The following is a 16,084-nucleotide window of genomic DNA, read 5'->3' on the forward strand; positions in this document are numbered from 1 at the left end:
CGTTACTGACCGGCCCTACAGCAGAACACCACAAAGCCCCCGCAAATCATGCGGGGGCTTTTTTGTTACAAGGCAGAGACTGGATGGGCGCCGGTTCCCTGCCCCCGGACAGCAAAGGCCTGGCTTTGAGGCAGGATTGCAAAAATTCCCGTTGCCCTGTCGCGTTCTGCCCTTAAGCTGATCCTGGCCATTATGTGACCGGAAGGATCCGGAGCCGGGTCCGCCCCAGAAGGGAGAAAAGACTTTGGGAAAACGTGACGACCTGATTGCACAATATGCAGATGATCTGAAAAACAAATGCGGCATGGATCCGGATATGGACCTGCTGACCAAGGTGACCATCGGCTGCGGCCCCGCGATCTACGATGCGGATGCCTCCACCGTTGCCTCCAGCCAGGAGAGCGAGCTGGAAACCGTCAAACAGAACTTCCTGATCAAGAAACTGGGTCTTGCTGACGGGCCTGAACTGATGGAGGCGATCAACAAGGTCGTCGAGATCTATGGCAAATCTGAGCGCAACAAATACCGGGCGGTTTTCTACTACATGCTGACCAAGCATTTCGGCAAGGAAGCGGTTTACGGCTAACCCCGCCAAAGCCAGTTAACACCTTGAAAATACACAGTTTGCAAACGCCCCACACGGGGCGTTTCGCATTTTAACGGTATTGTCGAAGCTAATGAATTGCGGAATCCAACTTCTCTGGGCTATCTATAGTTCAACCCGCCAGGAAGGCAGGAACCGAATTTCTCATACGCGTGTGGTGGCTACGGAGCACGCGGGGTGAAGGGAAGGTCCTGCATTCGCTGGGCCTTCCCTTTTTCGTTTTCAGAACAGGCATTTGGGACAAACGTCCATGAATGTGGTCCTGCGCCCCAGCTAAGGCTCAGTCCGGATCAGTTCCGCCCAGATCGCAGATGATGCGCCACTCTTCCTCGCTCACAGGCTGCACCGACAGGCGTGAGCTTTTCACCAGCACCATCTCTTCGAGCCGGGGATCGGATTTGATCTGCTCCAGGGATACCGGCGTGGTGAAGCCGCGCACCGCCTTGATATCCACGCACTCCCAGCGCGGATCATCCGTGGTGCTGTCGGGGTGCGCCTCGGCGCAGACCTCGACAATGCCAACCACGGATTTTTCTTTCTGTGAGTGATAGAAGAACCCGCGGTCGCCCAGTTTCATCTGGCGCATGAAATTACGCGCCTGGTAGTTTCGCACGCCGTCCCATTCCTCACCCGCGTCGCCCTTGGCCTGCTGGTCCTGCCAGCCCCAAGTCGAAGGTTCGGATTTGAACAGCCAATAGGCCATCAGCCGACGACCTTTTTCCAGGTGATCAGCTCGACCGCCTCAAACAGGCCTGCCTTGTTGTAGGGGTCATTTGCCGCCCAAGCCTCGCCCGCGGCCATATCCTCGACATCCAGAATGATCAGCGATCCGACCATTTCGCCGTTTTGATCCAGCAACGGCCCTGCCTGCGCCACGGCGCCAGTCTCTTCGATATAGGCCAGATGCGCGGTGCGATTCGCCATCCGGGTTTCCAAATGCCCGGGTTTATCGCGTGCAATCAATGCTATAAGCATTTTATTCCTCTTTTAATGGTCGTGACAGCAGTTGAGCGGTTGCGTCATGAATCGTCAAGCGGCCATCCAGCAAAGCGACCACGGTTTGTGTGATCGGCATGTCCAGCCGCATGTCCTTGGCCTTGGCGGCGGTGGCCCGGGCGGTGGCGGCGCCTTCGACGGTGATGGAGGGATCGAAACTCTCTCCCCGGCCAATGGCAAACCCCAGCCGGTAGTTGCGCGACAGGTCCGAACTGCAGGTAAGCGTCAGATCGCCAAAGCCCGACAGCCCGGCCAGCGTTTCGGCGCGGGCACCGCAGGCCAGGGCCATGCGCTGCATCTCGGCATAACCGCGGGTCATCAGCGCGGCGCGGGCGCTTTCGCCAAGGCCTGCACCGATCACCGCGCCGCAGGCGATGGCGATCACGTTCTTCAGGGCACCGCCCAACTCGGCGCCCACCGTATCCGTAGTGCGATAAAGCCGCAGGTTGGCCGTGGTCAGCTGTTCCTGCAGGGACAATCCCAGCGCAGGGTCTTCGCAGGCCAGCGTCAGTGCCGTGGGCAGGCCGCGCGCGATATCGGCGGCAAAGCTGGGGCCGGTCAGCAGGGCGGCTTGTGCCTGTGGCAGGCAATCCCGGATCACCGAAACCGGTCCCATCCCGGTGCTGAGTTCGATCCCCTTGCAGCAGGCCACCAGGGCCTTGCCCGCTAGCGCATCGCCTTCGGCCATCAGCAGCCCGCGCAATTGCTGCATCGGAACGGACAGCAGGATGGTGTCACTTTCCGCCGCTTCGGCCAAATCCGAGGTGACGGTCAGCTCTGGCGGCAGATCCACGCCGGGCAGGCGGGCCACATTGCGGCGGCTGGTCTGCATCTGCTCGGCATGGGGCTGGCTGCGTGCCCAAAGTGTGACGGGCCCATTGCCCGCCAGAGAAATCGCCAGCGCCGTGCCAAAGGCGCCCGCGCCCAGAACCGAAACACTCATGCCTTGGCCCCTTTCTTGCCCGAGCCAAGCAGCGCGGGGCTGCTCTGATCCAGCGGCCAGCGCGGCCGGGCGGTCAGGTCCAACCCGTCGCGCGCACCAGATCGGAACCGCTCCAGCCCGGCATAGGCGATCATCGCAGCGTTATCGGTGCACAGGCGCAGGGGCGGCGCGGTGAAGGTGGCGCCTGCTTCGGCGCAGACATCCTGTAGTGCGGCGCGAATGGCGGTATTGGCGGCGACCCCGCCGGCCACGGCAACGGTCGGGGACGCCGGGTTTTCATCCAGATAAAGGCGCAAGGCGCGACGGGTCTTCTCGGCCAGGGTATCGACCACGGCGGCCTGAAACCCGGCGCAAAGGTCGGCGCGGTCCTGCCGTGTCAGCCCGCCTTTTTCCGCAACGATCTGATCGCGCATCCGCATCAGCGCGGTTTTCAGCCCCGAGAATGACAGGTTGCAATCGGGCCGGTCCAGCAGCGGGCGCGGAAAGCGGAACCGTTTGGGGTCGCCATTTTCCGCCTCGGCCTGCACCGAGGGGCCGCCGGGCTGCGGCAGGCCCAAAAGGCGCGCGGTCTTGTCAAAGGCTTCGCCCGGAGCATCGTCGATGGTGCCGCCCAGACGGGTGAAATCCTCTGGTCCGCGCACGATCAGATACTGGCAATGCCCGCCGGACACCAGCAGCATCAGATAGGGAAAGGCAATCCCATCGGTCAGCCGCGGCGTCAGCGCATGGCCCGCCAGATGGTTCACCCCGATCAGCGGCAGGCCGGTGGCGGCGGCAATCCCCTTGGCGCACATCACACCGGACATCACCCCGCCGATCAGCCCCGGCCCGGCAGTGACGGCCACTGCGTCTAGGTCTTTCAACGTGACACCGGCCTCTTTCAGCGCCTCGATCACGCAGATATCCAGCTTTCCCGCATGCGCCCGCGCCGCGATTTCCGGCACCACCCCGCCATAGGCGCTGTGCAGTTCGGTCTGGCCAAAAACCACCGACGACAGGACCTCGGCCGGGGCATCTCCGGTCTGGCGCACCACCGCCGCTGCTGTATCGTCGCAGCTGCTTTCCAGCCCAAGGATCGTCAGGGTTTGTGTCATCGTGCTACCATTGCATCAGGTTGGCGCCGGGGCTACCACCTATGACAGGTGCAAACAATCCCGGGAGCGCGATGTGACGGATCCGAAGACCGGCCCTGCCGTGGGTTTGCTGATGACGCGGCCGCTGCCCTCGGCCCGCCGGTTCGTGGAGGACCTGCCTGATGAGACACGCGCAGGGCTTACCGTGATCTATGCGCCGCTGATGCGGGTTCAGCCATTATCTGGCGCCTTGGAGGCAACGGATACGCAGGGCGTCCGCGGGCTGATCTTTACCTCTGCCAATGCGGTTGCCACGGCGACCGGACAGGTTTCCACGGATCTGCCTGCCTATTGTGTCGGGCAGCGCACCACGGCGGAGGCGATCCGCGCGGGCTGGTCCGCGCAATGTTTGGGCCAGACCGCCGATGAGCTGGTCTCCCGCCTGGTAGATATGTGCCCACCCGCGCCCTTGTTGCATCTGCACGGGCGTCATACGCGTGGTGATGTGGCGCAGCGCCTGACGGATGCCGGGCTGTCCTGCCGCGAGAAGGTGATCTATGATCAGGAGCTGCTGCCACTGAATGAAGACGCGCTGCGGGCAATAACGTCGCAACAGTCGCTGATCGTGCCGGTTTTTTCGCCACGAACTGCGCGGCATTTCGCCCAGATTTGTCCCGATGCGTCGAATTTGCATCTGATTGCGCTGAGCGAAGCCGTTGCGAAACCACTGAAAGTCTTGAATTGCAGGGACTTGCAGGTATGTAACACGCCCGATGCAGATGCGATGAGTACACTGGTCCGTGATGCCGCAGATGCTTTGGCGCGGGTTGAGGGTCCCGCGCACGGGAAGTAATGTCGCGCTTGGGGTTGAGCGCCAGCACCGCAGGATTCAAGCATGAGTCGCAGCGGTGAGAATTGAGGGAGATGCCGACGTGGCTGACAAGAAAACTTCGGATGATGTGACCGGGTCGGACGCCAATGATGTGACGGCATCAGAGGTGACTGAGGTCGAAACCCCGGAACCGGTTGACTCGCAAGAGGAAAGCCCGGCGGACACTTCCGAAGCCGAAGCATCGAGCGAGACGGACGCAGACGCAGACGCAGACGCAGACGCAGACGCAGACGCAGACGCAGAAACCCCTGAACCGGCACCCGCCGAACCGCAACAGGTGATCGAACGCGTTGTCGAAAAACGCGGTGGCTTTGGCTCAGCCGTCCTTGGCGGGGCTGTCGCTGCTGTCATCGGATTTGCCCTGGGGCAAGGCGGCGTTTTGAACAGCATCCTGCCGCCCAGCCTGCGCCCGGCCAGTGTTGATGTCACCGCGATCGAAGCAGAGCAGGCCGCTTTGCGGTCGGATCTGTCGGCGCTGAAAACGCAGGTCGAGGGGATCTCCATTCCCGATCTCGCGCCGCTTTCGCAGCGTATCGACGCTGTTGAAGGCACCGTTGGTGATCTATCCGCACCGCAAAGTGACGCGCTTGAGACCGAGATTGCCGCGCTTGTGGAGCGTTTGACTGCGCTGGAGCAACGCCCGGTGGCCGATGCCGGATCGCCCGAGGCCATTGCCGCAGTAGATGCCCAGCTTGCCAAATTGCAGGACAGGCTGGCCGCACAGCGCGCCGAGGTTGAACAGATGCTCGCCGAGGCCCGCCAGATGGATGAGGCCAGCGCCGAAGCTGCCCGTATTGCCAGCGCCCAGACCGTGCTGGCCCGTCTGCGCTCCAGTCTCGACAGCGGCGCCAGCTACGCGGGGCTTGTCGACGAATTGACCACCCTTGATGTTACCGTGCCAGAGGCGCTGACCTCTCCTGCCGACAGCGGTGTGGCAACGCTCACCGGCTTGGCCGATAGCTTCACCCCGGCTGCCCGCAGCGCCCTTGCCGCCGCGCGGGAAGAGACCAAGGGTACCGGTGGCGTGATGGATTATCTCAAACGTCACCTCGGCGCGCGCTCGGTTGCGCCGCGCGAAGGCGACGATCCGGATGCGGTCCTGTCCCGCGTCGGCGCGCTGGTCGATCAGGGCAAGATTGCCGATGCGCTGGCCGAACTGGACGCACTGCCTGAAACCGCCCGGACCGCCCTGGCGGACTGGGAATCGGCTGCCCGCAGCCGGGTCGCTGCGGTTGCCGCAGCGGATGAACTGGCCCAAAGCCTGAACGCGAAATAAGGACCCTGCCATGCTCTGGTCATTGCTGAAAATCCTCGTCTTTGTTGCAATCGTCGCGCTGCTGGCTCTGGGTGCGGGGATCCTGATGGAAACCGCCGGGGGCGTGCAGATCACCGTTGCAGGCACTGAATATACCCTTGGCGCGCTGCAATCCGTGATGGCGCTGGTGGCGCTGGTCGTGATCGTCTGGCTGTTCTTCAAACTGCTGTCGCTGCTGATCGCCACGCTGAAGTTCCTGAATGGCGATGAAACCGCCCTGTCGCGCTATTTCGACAAGGGTCGCGAGGCAAAGGGTTATCAGGCGCTGTCTGATGGGCTGATGGCGCTGGCCTCGGGCGAGGGACGTCTGGCGCTGGCCAAGGCATCGCGCGCCGAGCGATATCTGGAAAAACCCGAACTCACCGATCTTCTGACCGCGCAGGCGGCCGAAATGGCGGGCGATACCAAAAAGGCTGCAGCCGCTTACAAACGATTGCTGGGCAATCAGAACACCCGGTTCGTCGGCATTCGCGGCATCATGAAGCAAAAGCTGTCCGACGGCGATACCGACACCGCCCGGCAACTGGCCGAAAAGGCATTGGCGCTGCGCCCGAAACACGAAGAGGTACAGGATACGCTGCTGCAACTGCAGGCCCGCGCCGAGGATTGGGCCGGGGCGCGCAAGACCCTTGCGACCAAGTTGAAGACCGGCACTCTGCCCCGCGATGTGTTCAAACGGCGCGACGCGGTGCTGGCGCTTTCGGCCTCCCAAGGGGTGATCGAGGAAGGCGCAACCGTGGAGCAGCGCGAACAGGCCATCGAGGCCAACCGCCTGTCGCCCGATCTCGTGCCTGCCGCCGCTATGGCCGCGCGCGCCTATATCGCCAAGGGCAAGACCCGCAATGCTGTCCGGGTTCTGAAAAAAGCCTGGGAGGCACAGCCGCACCCCGATCTGGCGCATGCCTTTGCCGAAATCGAACCGACAGAAACCGCCGCCGAGCGGGTCAAACGTTTTGGCCAGCTGGCGCGCCTGAAACCGCATGACGACGAAACCCGTCTGGTGATGGCCGAGCTGAACATCGTGGCCGAAGATTATCCCGAGGCGCGCCGGGCCCTGGGCGATCTGGCAGAACGGGCGCCGGATGCACGCGCCCTCACTCTGATGGCTGCGATTGAGCGCGGCGAAGGTGCCCCGGATGCGGTGGTTCAGGGCTGGCTGACCCGCGCGCTGACCGCGCCGCGTGGCCCGCAATGGGTTTGCGAGAACTGCAACCACATTCACGCGGAATGGGCGCCGGTCTGCGAACATTGCACCAGCTTTGACACGCTCAGCTGGAAGCGTCCCGAGACCGCTGAATTCGCCAGCGCAACGGGCGCCCACATGCTGCCGCTGATCACCGGCGCGGCGAAACCTGCCGTATCCCCAGAGGCCGGGGATATCCCTGAAGCGGAATTGATCGATGCGGATGCGCCTAACAATTCCGACGATGTCAGCACAGCGGATAACCGGGCCGAGGACGATCAGAGCGCTGAGCCCGAAAACGGCGACGCGGAGCGCGATGAAGACGTGGCCGAAAAAGACGCCAAGTAACCGCTGGACTGTGCGGCCCGGCGCCGCACAGCCGGATCTGACCCATGATCTGCCGTCTCTCGTGTTCAGTGGGGTGAGACGGCAGAGACCTTTCGCCTGAAAGAGCCCCAAGAGGCTCTGAACATGCAAAACTGATGCTTGCCGTTCCAACGGTGCCTGTAACGGGAATAGAACAACCGTCTTGGGGCACCACCTCTCCATCCAAGGCATTGTTTTGCATCAGTTTTTTGACTGATCAAGACGAGGCGTAGAAACGCTAGAAGGCATTGGTGCTGTTCAGTAGTCACTCTTTAACAGAATGGAACCAAGCGGCGTCACTAGCCACCCTTCGCGACGCTTCTTATGCCTGCTGCCGCCAAAGCCTGCATTCCAACCGATGTGTCGTTCAGGCCTATAGATCCGCTCTATCTGGTAAGCAGCATACCATGGCAAATCAGTATGCAAGGGCCGCCACTCTATTTCTTCAGCATGTTCGGCAAGGGCTTTTTTCAGCGCATGACAGGTCGGATTGGAATAGTGATTGGCCACGCGAGCGTGCAGCTTCTGCATGGTTACACCGATGTACCCCTCACGAAATGGATTAGCGAAGGATGGTAGATGGCCCCAGTATACCATGTGAGGTTGGGTCAGGTAGGACGGATTCGGCATAGGGATGTTTCTCCAAGAAGAGTAGATCCCGTGACCATAAGGTGATTCTAAAAGTGAATCAAATCAAGTACTTAAGGTAACTTCCGCGGTAACAGGACCGCCCCAGTTAAGGTAACTGTCAACAGCTTAACATGCTGTATTTAGCCACCTTCTCAGTACCTCTATCGGGTAGCCGTTCCCGTATCCATGACCCACGCCGTCAGTATGCCACCCCCCGATCTGATCCACGATGTCAGAAGGGCATTCCACGGCCCTTAGCCTGTCCCGCATCGAGTGGCGGAAACCGTGCATCGTGGCTCCCTTCGGCACGTAGGCCTTGAGCCACTTGTTCAGACCTGCACTAGCAGAGTTGCCGTTGGTCGTCCCCGTGGTGTTGTATCTCGGGAAGGCGAACCTGCTGTCCGTTTCCTGCGCATGGATCCTATCTGCTGCCCATTCTGCTGAGCCGACTAGGGGAACGATCCGTTTGCTGCTGTCGGTCTTGAGGCTTCTCCAGGGGTGAGGGACAATCCGAGCGACCCAGCCGCCGCTTTCATCCCGGTAGATGTCTTCCCTCAAAAGGCCTGCAGCTTCGGCCAAACGCATGCCGGTATCTGCCACCATGGCCACCAACCATCGCATTTCGTCGTCGATCACTTTGCATTTGCCCTGAACGGTGCGAATGTCCTGCACAGGGATGGAGCTACGGCCAGAAACCCCGGCGCTACGATCATAGTAGACGTTTGCAAACGGCGCTGTGGTGGACAGCCCTTCTTCTGCCACGGCGAAGTTGAAGACCGCACGGACGGTACCGAAGATCCGGGTAATGCTGCTGCCAGCCAGTCCCCGCTTGATCAGGGCGTCACGGAACTTGTTCGCGTCTGCCTTGGTGTAGCCTGTCAGGGGTTTGTCTCCGCAGACGTCGATCACGTAGCCGCAGGATCTATGTGCGGCACGGTGGAAGGTCTCAGGGCGTCCCTGACCTTTCAGGCGCAGGTACGTCAAGACAGCCTCCGACAGCGTCAGAACATCAGTCGTGACAGAGGCGTCTTCTCCTAAGAGGGGAGCCTGCCGGGTCAGACCATGCCGGAGAAGGTGTTTGCCAGGGAGTTCCGCATCCTGTGTGCGAAGATGGTACCAGTACTCGTCCAACTTGCAGGCAGCCCTGTTTGCCCGCGAGAGAGCGATGGAACGGGATCTGGTCCGCAGCGAGTAGGAGATCTTGCCCGACGAGTAATGCTGTCGGAGGTCCACCGGGATACGGCGGATGAAGTAGTAGATGCCTTCCTTCACGAAGACATGGCTGCCTGAAATGTTCTCCAATTTGTTCTACGCCTCGTCTTGATCAGTCAAAAAACTGATGCAAAACAATGCCTTGGATGGAGAGGTGGTGCCCCAAGACGGACTTGAACCGCCGACCTACTATTTACGAAACAGTTGCTCTACCGACTGAGCTATTGGGGCTACGCGGCTGATCATTTAGCTCCTCACTGCCCACCGCGCAAGGTAAAATCTCAAAGCAGAACAGGCACCAGAGGGCAGGGACGGCTGTGACGGCAAGGCGGCATAGTTGGGTCCCGACGCTCGCCAGCGTTTCAAAGAACTAAGGCGGCGCGGAACCCGAAGGCACCGCGCCTGAAAATTTTTCGGTTCTAAAATAGTGTTCGGCTGCCACCACTCACGGTTTAACAAAAGCGGCCGGACGAAAGTTATACTACCGTACAATAATAACGTGTCAACATGATACCATTTGCTGTTTTAGGCTGTTCGTGTATTACACTCTTGTGACACACACTTGGCATTAAAAATTAATACAGGACGCTATGTCTGACATTTCCAAACTGACAGAGTTGCGAAAACTGATGCTCGATATGGAAAGCTCGATGGGGCTTCAGGAGCTGTCTACGGTTGAACGTGATGTGTACTACGCCGCGAGCGACTTTCCGGACACCTCCGACGGCGTGCGCACCAACACCATCCGGGCGCATGCCATCGTGGCCAGCATGTCGCGTCCGACATTTTTCCGGGCCTTGAAGTCGCTGGTCGGCAAAGGATATCTGGAGCAAAGCGGCAGCGCGAGCCGGGGGCGATATCTGGTGAAGGCACCCAAATAGGAACAGGGGGCGTCACACAGATGAAGGCGGGGACGGGATTTGAAAGCTCTGGCGACAGAAACAACAGTGGTTACACTGTGCTACCTGCTGGCTTGCCTGGTCGCCTTCGAACTGCTGATGCCGATCCAATTGAGGGTCTTTCCCGGCGTTGAAAGCGATTCCAGCCTTCTTTTCCTTCCACATGGGGTGAAGGTGCTTGCCGCCTGGCTGCTGGGATGGCGGGCAAGCATTGCGCTGTTTCCCGGCGTCTTTCTGGTTTTTCTGTACTTCTCAGGGGCCAGTGTTCTTGAACCGCCCCGGATCGCTGCAATGGCGATTGCGGTTTTTGTTCCGTCGGCCGTCTTTCACCTGATCAAACTGGCCGGATGGGATCTGTCGCCTTATTCCGGCCGCAGGCCACGCTGGGCCAGCATCATGTTTGCCGGATTTCTGGTTTCCGTGGTGTCTTCGGTGCTCAGCAATCTGGCCTTCCAAAGCCCGCCCCAGGATTACTTCGTTTACCTGATCGGTGACTTCTTTGGATTGTTCTTCTTGTCACTGATCCTGATGTTCCTGTTCCGCGCCCTGCGCAAACACCAGATGCGTTGAGCCTGTAAATCAGGGCAAAGACTGCGCTTTGCCCTGATGTCATCTCAGATCAGCTTTTAGGCCGACGAGGTTTTGCGGAACCGCCTTTTCCCGCCTTGGCCAGGGCCGCACGGGCCTTGTTCTTCTTGCTGTTCGGCTTGCCCTTTGGCGGCGGCGGTCCCTTGGGGCCGCGGGTCGCGAAATGCGGTTTGCCGCCGTCCTTTTTGCGCAGGCTCTTGCTGGCATCGCCCGCGCCGGGCTTGCCTGCTGGTTTACTGGCAGGCTTGCTGCGCGGGGTCACCACAGCGTTCGGCTCGCGCGGGGCGGCGGCCTCGTGCTTCTTGTGACGGGGACGCTCGTCCCGGTCCGATTTGTTTGCGCGGGGTTTGCGCGGACCATCGGATTTGTCGAAGCCTGGCTTGTCATAGGACCGTTCACCGCGCCGGTCATCCGGGCGTGAGTCCTGACCACGATGCGGACGTTTTCCGCCCGGCTTCGGTCCGTCGAACTTTCTGGGGCCACCGGGGCGGCCTGTGGGACGTCCGGCGGGGATGTTCGGCGGGCTGTCCAGTTGCGTCAGCTTGGTGCCATCGTCCAGCACCATCTCGGTGCCAAGTGCCGCCAGGAATCCGGCTGCGCTGCTTTCGCGAATCTCGGCAAAGGTTTCATCCTGCTGGATGCGGATGGCACCGATATCGGATTTGGTGATGTTGCCGGCCCGGCACAGCATCGGCAGCAACCGGCGCGGATCGGCGCCTTCGTTCCGCCCTGCGGCGATCGAGAACCAGACGCTGGGACCAAAGGGTTCGCGCGGCTCAGGCTTGGCGTTTGCTTCGGACAGCTCTTCAGGGGCAGAGCGCGCGCTGCGCCACAGCCGCAGATAGGCTGCGGCCAGTTGTTCTGCCGAGAAGGCTTCGCTCAGCTGCGTCACCATGGGCTGTTCGCTGTCACTGACGGCTTCGTGCCAGGCGGGATCTGCCAGCATACGTTCGCCATCGCGTTCCGACACGGCCTCGGCCGAGGGCGCGTTGCCCCATTCGGCCTGCAGCTTGGCCATCTTCAACAGGCGCTCGGCCTTTTTACGGGCTTTCGGCGGCACGATCAGCGCGCTGACGCCCTTGCGACCGGCGCGACCGGTCCGGCCGGAACGGTGCAGTAGGGTTTCGTGGCTGGAGGGCAATTCGGCGTGCACCACCAGATCAAGGTTCGGCAGGTCGATCCCGCGCGCCGCCACATCGGTTGCGACGCAGACGCGGGCACGCCCGTCGCGCATGGCCTGCAGGGCATGGCTGCGTTCGGACTGGGACAGCTCACCCGACAGGGCCACGACCGAAAAGCCACGGTTCGACAGGCGTGTCACCAGTCGGTTCACCATGGCGCGGGTGTTGCAGAACACGATGGCGTTGGGGGCCTCATAGAACCGCAGCACGTTGATGATGGCGTTTTCATCGTCGCGCGGCGCCACTGCCATAGCGCGGTATTCGATATCGCTGTGCTGCGATTTCTCGGCGACGGTGGTGATCCGCATGGCATCGCGCTGATAGCTTTTTGCAAGCTGGGCGATTGCCGGGGGAACCGTGGCGGAGAACAGCAGCGTCTGGCGTTCTTCCGGGGCCTCACCCAGAATGAACTCCAGATCCTCACGGAAACCGAGATCGAGCATTTCATCGGCTTCGTCCAGCACCACTGCGCGCAGCTCGGACAGGTCGATGGACCCGCGCATGATATGGTCGCGCAGACGGCCTGGGGTGGCAACAACGATATGAGCGCCCCGGTCCAGCGCCCGGCGCTCATCCCGCATGTCCATGCCGCCCACACAGGAGGCGACGGTTGCACCGGCCTCACCATAGAGCCAGCTGAGTTCGCGTTTCACCTGCAGGGCCAGTTCGCGGGTCGGTGCAATCACCAGCGCCAGCGGCAAAGCTGCCGAGCCAAAACGGTCTTCATCGCCCAGAATGGCCCCGGCGATGGCGAGGCCAAATCCGACGGTCTTTCCCGAACCGGTCTGCGCCGAAACCAACAGGTCCGCGCTGCCCAGGGCCGGATCGGTCACGGCCTCCTGAACGGGAGTAAGTTTGTCATATCCACGGCGCTCCAGCGCCATAGCGAGTGTCTGTTTCAAAGGAAGGTCTGCTTTTTTCTATAGGAGCGGAGGCGGCTCGGGAGGTGGCGCAAAATGCTGCGCCGGTGCCGACAATTGGCCGCGTATAGGGCATTCAGACCCGAATGTATAGCTATCTTGTGATCTGGCCGGTATGCGGCCAGCGCGGGGCAGCGATAAGCCTAGCTTGGCGTCAACCGCGCTACGCCGATCACCCGCCGTGCCCACATTCTGTTGCGGCTGACCGCAGGGGGCAGATTGTTGACGTTTTTCAGGACGGTGACAGGGACACCGGCTGTTTCAGGCTCACGCCAACCTTGGCCAACTGGGCGCCAAGCTCGTTGATGATTTCGTCCTGTTTGCTGCAATCCGCGATAATCTTGTAAAAGTTTTCGACGTCGTCTTCGTTCAGGACGGGCCGGGAATCGCACAGAGCGGTCGCGCCGTCTTGTTCTGGTGTCTCGGACCCAGTTACCATCAGGTCGCTGCGGGAAATGCCAAAGCACCGGTGCAGAACTTCGATACGAACCAGGCTTTCCAACGAATTCCGGTTTACCCTGATGCAGTCGGGCGCTTCATCCAGGCAAGTTTCAGCGCAGGCTGCCAATTTCTTCCATGAGATCAGCCGGTCGATTTCGGACAGAATTCTTTCTTGCCGCGTTGCCTTTTTCTTCCGTCCGAGCAGGTTCTGTATCATTGCAGACCGTCCTTCCGCTTGAATAAAAACCGGTTAAAAAACCGTTCGATTTCGATATAAACCAATCTTTATTTTGAGCGGGTTTGAGTCAATCTAGGGGACCATGGGCAATCGTTCAGCCAGCACTCCCCTTTTGGCGGCGACATGTACTGAACGGATACAAAGGGCCAGAAAGGGAGCAGCACCTATCCTTTTGTGCATTTGACAGCCCTTTTCTCGAGGTATCCCCAATCAGATTGGCCTGCGGGCCGGGACCGTGTCCAGCCCCGAGAAAAGGTCCCGGATACCGCCTGCTCGGTCGCCTATGCGATAGCCTTCACTGCCACCGGAACCCCGTTAAAGGCCGCATTGCCGCTGATGGGATCAATCCGGGTGTCATCCGTCAGATCATTGATCGAGACGGTCTGAACCCGGGTCGCCGTGGTCAGTTTCCCCTGTCGCTGTCCCCAGCCCTGCGGGATAGACACCACCCCCGGTGCAATCTCATCCGTCACCTCGGCCGGCATGGTGACCTGCCCGACACGGCTGTGCACCGCAACGTCCATCCCGTCCTCGATGCTCAGCCGGTTCGCATCGGCGGGGTGCATCTGCACCGTGCAGCGGTTGCGCCCCTTCACCAGACGCTGGCTGTTCTGTGTCCAGCTGTTGTGGCTGCGTACCTGCCGACGCCCGATCATCAGCAGCGGGTAATCATCGCTGACCGGCGGCTCAAAGGCCAGCAGTCGCGGCAAGTCAGCAAGGAACACCTCTGGCGCCAGATCCAGCTTGCCATCCGGTGTTTCCAGTCGATCGGCAAGGCTTTCAACGAGCGGACCCAGATCAATCGCTCCGGTCTCAGCGCCCAGCATCGCGTCCGTCGTCACCCGGTCGCCGTGGTATCCGCGCGGCAAAAGCGCCGTCAGCGTCTCAACCGGCGAAGGGCCGATGCTGTTGCTCCCACTCAACCTCGCGGCCAGCCGGGCGATGACCTCCCACTCCTGCGGGTTGTCATTGGGCGGCGTAAACACCGGCTCGGCAAAGGCAGCGGTATTGCGCACGGCAAAACTGTGGAACACCATATCATAGACGTGCTCTTCAAGCGCCACGGTGGCGGGCAGGATCAGATCGGCATGGCGGGTGGTGTCATTGATGTGCAGATCAATCGACATCATGAAATCCAGCTGCTCCATCGCCGCCCCAATGCGCAGCCCGTTGGGCGCAGTCAGCACAGGATTACCTGCCACGGTGACCATGGCTCGGATCTGCCCCTCGCCCGGAGTTTCCATCTCCTCGGCCAGGACCGAGACAGGGAACTCCCCGTTATACAGCGGCTGGCCGGACACCCGCGAGCGTTTCTCGGGATAGCTGCGCACACGCCCCTTGCGGCTGGTCATACCCACGTAATCCAGCGCTGGGGTGGTGAACATGGCGCCGCCCGGGCTGTCGAAATTTCCGGTGATGATATTGAGCGCATTGCTCGCCCATTGGCACAGGGCACCAAAGCTTTGTGTCGAGGCCCCCATGCGCGCATAGCATACCGCCGAACCGGCGCGGGCAAAATCATGGGCTAGAGAGCGGATAGTATCTGCGTCGATACCGGTCATTTTTGCCGCAAGGTCCGGCGTGAACGGTTGCACCGCCTGTTTCAGCGCATCGCGACCCCGCACCACCGGATCCAGCGCACCGGGGCTGTCCAGACCAGTCGCAAAAACCTCATGGATCAGGGCAAGCAGCAGGAAGGCATCGGTCTCAGGGCGGATGAACAGATGTGTGCTGGCCTTTTCGGCGGTTTCGGTGCGTCTGGGGTCCACCACAACGCTGCGCCCACAGCGCGCGTGCAGCTCCTCCATCCGCTTGCCAAATCCCGGCGCGGTCATCATCGACCCATTCGACACCAGGGGATTGCCGCCGATGATCAGCATGAAATCGGTGCGGTCCACATCCGGCACCGGGATCAGCATCGGATGGCCCAGCATGTGGATCGAGGCAACGTGGTGCGGGATCTGATCCGCCGTGGCCGAGGAATAGCGGTTCTGCGTCCCCAGCGCCTTGACCAGTCGCGGCAGGGTCAGGAGGTTGCCGAACTTATGCGCGTTGGGGTTGCCCAGATAGGTCCCCACGGCGTCCTTCCCGTGGGCCTCCTGCACCTCTTCGATCCGGGTTGCGGCATATTCCAGCGCCTCTTCCCATGACACCGGCACGAATTGACCGTCCACCTTTTTCAACGGCGTGGTCACCCGGTCCGGGTCGGTGCGGAAATCCTGCAAGGCAATCGCCTTGGGACAGATATGGCCCCGCGACAGGGGGTCATCCGGGTTGGGCTTAATCGACACGACCTCGGTGTCGGTATGCGTGACGATCAACCCGCACATGGCTTCGCATATATTGCAGGTCCGGAATTGTGTCTTTTGGTCGCTCATGGCTGCCTCCCCTGTTCCTCCCGGTCCAGCGGCGTGCAAAGCCACAGGGACCAGGATCAGCCTAGACCAGCCGTCGTCACCTTGTCAGAGCCTTATCCCGCGTCTTTCCGGTTTCGACCAAACGTCATCTCGCAGTTTCTGCGCCCTATTGAAGCCAAAACAAAAAAGCCCCCGCATGATTTGCGGGGGCTTTGTGGTGTTCTGCTGTAGGGCCGGTCAGTAACG

General features: G+C 61.0%; 15 protein-coding genes and 1 tRNA gene. 6 read left to right on the forward strand and 10 right to left on the reverse strand.

Features of this window, described 5'->3' with window-relative positions:
* The first annotated feature begins 244 nt into the window (after positions 1-244).
* Complete coding sequence (locus C6W91_RS19615; protein WP_065272032.1) at positions 245-586, forward strand: DUF2853 family protein; 342 nt, start codon at positions 245-247, stop codon at positions 584-586.
* 298 nt (positions 587-884) lie between these two features.
* On the opposite strand, the gene C6W91_RS19620 is transcribed toward C6W91_RS19615, so the two are convergent.
* Genes C6W91_RS19620 through tsaD form a run of 4 tightly spaced genes read right to left on the reverse strand, consistent with a single transcriptional unit; the run spans position 885 to position 3,637 of the window.
* Positions 885-1,307, reverse strand: coding sequence for an EVE domain-containing protein (locus C6W91_RS19620; RefSeq protein WP_274829318.1), 423 nt, complete (start codon positions 1,305-1,307; stop codon positions 885-887).
* Positions 1,307-1,579, reverse strand: a complete 273-nt coding sequence (locus tag C6W91_RS19625; protein ID WP_065272034.1) for a YciI family protein — start codon at positions 1,577-1,579, stop codon at positions 1,307-1,309. The genes C6W91_RS19620 and C6W91_RS19625 overlap by 1 nt, the downstream gene beginning before the upstream one ends.
* A 1-nt stretch (position 1,580) precedes the next feature.
* Complete coding sequence (locus C6W91_RS19630) at positions 1,581-2,543, reverse strand: NAD(P)H-dependent glycerol-3-phosphate dehydrogenase (protein WP_274838912.1); 963 nt, start codon at positions 2,541-2,543, stop codon at positions 1,581-1,583.
* A complete protein-coding gene (tsaD, locus tag C6W91_RS19635; protein ID WP_370571440.1) occupies positions 2,540-3,637 on the reverse strand; it encodes a tRNA (adenosine(37)-N6)-threonylcarbamoyltransferase complex transferase subunit TsaD in 1,098 nt (365 codons plus the stop codon). Before tsaD ends, C6W91_RS19630 begins: the two co-directional genes overlap by 4 nt.
* Positions 3,638-3,710: 73 nt before the next feature.
* Here tsaD and C6W91_RS19640 point away from each other — a divergent pair, with 73 nt between their 5' ends.
* From C6W91_RS19640 to C6W91_RS19650, 3 genes are all read left to right on the forward strand, one after another.
* Entirely contained in the window at positions 3,711-4,469 is a 759-nt protein-coding gene (locus C6W91_RS19640) for a uroporphyrinogen-III synthase (RefSeq protein WP_274838914.1), read from the forward strand.
* A 79-nt stretch (positions 4,470-4,548) separates the two neighbouring features.
* Complete coding sequence (locus C6W91_RS19645; protein ID WP_370571441.1) at positions 4,549-5,784, forward strand: COG4223 family protein; 1,236 nt, start codon at positions 4,549-4,551, stop codon at positions 5,782-5,784.
* Positions 5,785-5,794: 10 nt separating this feature from the next.
* Positions 5,795-7,354 (forward strand): heme biosynthesis protein HemY, encoded by a 1,560-nt coding sequence (locus C6W91_RS19650; RefSeq protein WP_274838878.1) that lies wholly within the window; start codon positions 5,795-5,797, stop codon positions 7,352-7,354.
* A gap of 276 nt (positions 7,355-7,630) precedes the next feature.
* Here C6W91_RS19650 and C6W91_RS19655 read toward each other — a convergent pair whose 3' ends face one another.
* From C6W91_RS19655 to C6W91_RS19665, 3 genes are all read right to left on the reverse strand, one after another.
* Entirely contained in the window at positions 7,631-7,903 is a 273-nt protein-coding gene (locus C6W91_RS19655; protein WP_133245410.1) for a hypothetical protein, read from the reverse strand.
* A gap of 225 nt (positions 7,904-8,128) precedes the next feature.
* Positions 8,129-9,304 carry a DUF6538 domain-containing protein gene (locus tag C6W91_RS19660; protein WP_274839048.1) on the reverse strand — a complete coding sequence of 392 codons (1,176 nt, stop codon included), beginning with the start codon at positions 9,302-9,304 and terminating at the stop codon, positions 8,129-8,131.
* A 65-nt stretch (positions 9,305-9,369) separates the two neighbouring features.
* A tRNA-Thr gene (locus C6W91_RS19665) sits at positions 9,370-9,445 on the reverse strand.
* Positions 9,446-9,804: 359 nt separating this feature from the next.
* Here C6W91_RS19665 and C6W91_RS19670 point away from each other — a divergent pair.
* A complete protein-coding gene (locus C6W91_RS19670) occupies positions 9,805-10,095 on the forward strand; it encodes a hypothetical protein (protein ID WP_065272040.1) in 291 nt (96 codons plus the stop codon).
* 66 nt (positions 10,096-10,161) lie between these two features.
* Positions 10,162-10,683 (forward strand): hypothetical protein, encoded by a 522-nt coding sequence (locus tag C6W91_RS19675; RefSeq protein WP_370571442.1) that lies wholly within the window; start codon positions 10,162-10,164, stop codon positions 10,681-10,683.
* 49 nt (positions 10,684-10,732) lie between these two features.
* On the opposite strand, the gene C6W91_RS19680 is transcribed toward C6W91_RS19675, so the two are convergent.
* The 3 genes from C6W91_RS19680 to C6W91_RS19690 form a co-directional block, all read right to left on the reverse strand.
* A complete protein-coding gene (locus tag C6W91_RS19680) occupies positions 10,733-12,784 on the reverse strand; it encodes a DEAD/DEAH box helicase (RefSeq protein WP_274838881.1) in 2,052 nt (683 codons plus the stop codon).
* 250 nt (positions 12,785-13,034) lie between these two features.
* Positions 13,035-13,460 carry a hypothetical protein gene (locus tag C6W91_RS19685; protein ID WP_065272042.1) on the reverse strand — a complete coding sequence of 142 codons (426 nt, stop codon included), beginning with the start codon at positions 13,458-13,460 and terminating at the stop codon, positions 13,035-13,037.
* Between the two features lie 302 nt (positions 13,461-13,762).
* On the reverse strand, positions 13,763-15,859 hold the full coding sequence (locus C6W91_RS19690; RefSeq protein WP_274838882.1) for a molybdopterin-dependent oxidoreductase: 2,097 nt from the start codon (positions 15,857-15,859) through the stop codon (positions 13,763-13,765).
* Positions 15,860-16,084 lie beyond the last annotated feature (225 nt).

Origin of the sequence: Phaeobacter sp. SYSU ZJ3003 (assembly GCF_041300735.1) — a bacterium.
GTDB lineage: Bacteria > Pseudomonadota > Alphaproteobacteria > Rhodobacterales > Rhodobacteraceae > Phycobacter > Phycobacter gallaeciensis_A.

Coding starts and splice junctions, on each gene's coding strand:
- C6W91_RS19630 (WP_274838912.1), bottom strand. CDS start 2,543: ATGAGTGTTTCGGTTCTGGGCGCGGGCGCCTTTGGCACGGCGCTGGCG.
- tsaD (WP_370571440.1), bottom strand. CDS start 3,637: ATGACACAAACCCTGACGATCCTTGGGCTGGAAAGCAGCTGCGACGAT.
- C6W91_RS19650 (WP_274838878.1), top strand. CDS start 5,795: ATGCTCTGGTCATTGCTGAAAATCCTCGTCTTTGTTGCAATCGTCGCG.
- C6W91_RS19620 (WP_274829318.1), bottom strand. CDS start 1,307: ATGGCCTATTGGCTGTTCAAATCCGAACCTTCGACTTGGGGCTGGCAG.
- C6W91_RS19685 (WP_065272042.1), bottom strand. CDS start 13,460: ATGATACAGAACCTGCTCGGACGGAAGAAAAAGGCAACGCGGCAAGAA.
- C6W91_RS19690 (WP_274838882.1), bottom strand. CDS start 15,859: ATGAGCGACCAAAAGACACAATTCCGGACCTGCAATATATGCGAAGCC.
- C6W91_RS19655 (WP_133245410.1), bottom strand. CDS start 7,903: ATGCAGAAGCTGCACGCTCGCGTGGCCAATCACTATTCCAATCCGACC.
- C6W91_RS19625 (WP_065272034.1), bottom strand. CDS start 1,579: ATGCTTATAGCATTGATTGCACGCGATAAACCCGGGCATTTGGAAACC.
- C6W91_RS19670 (WP_065272040.1), top strand. CDS start 9,805: ATGTCTGACATTTCCAAACTGACAGAGTTGCGAAAACTGATGCTCGAT.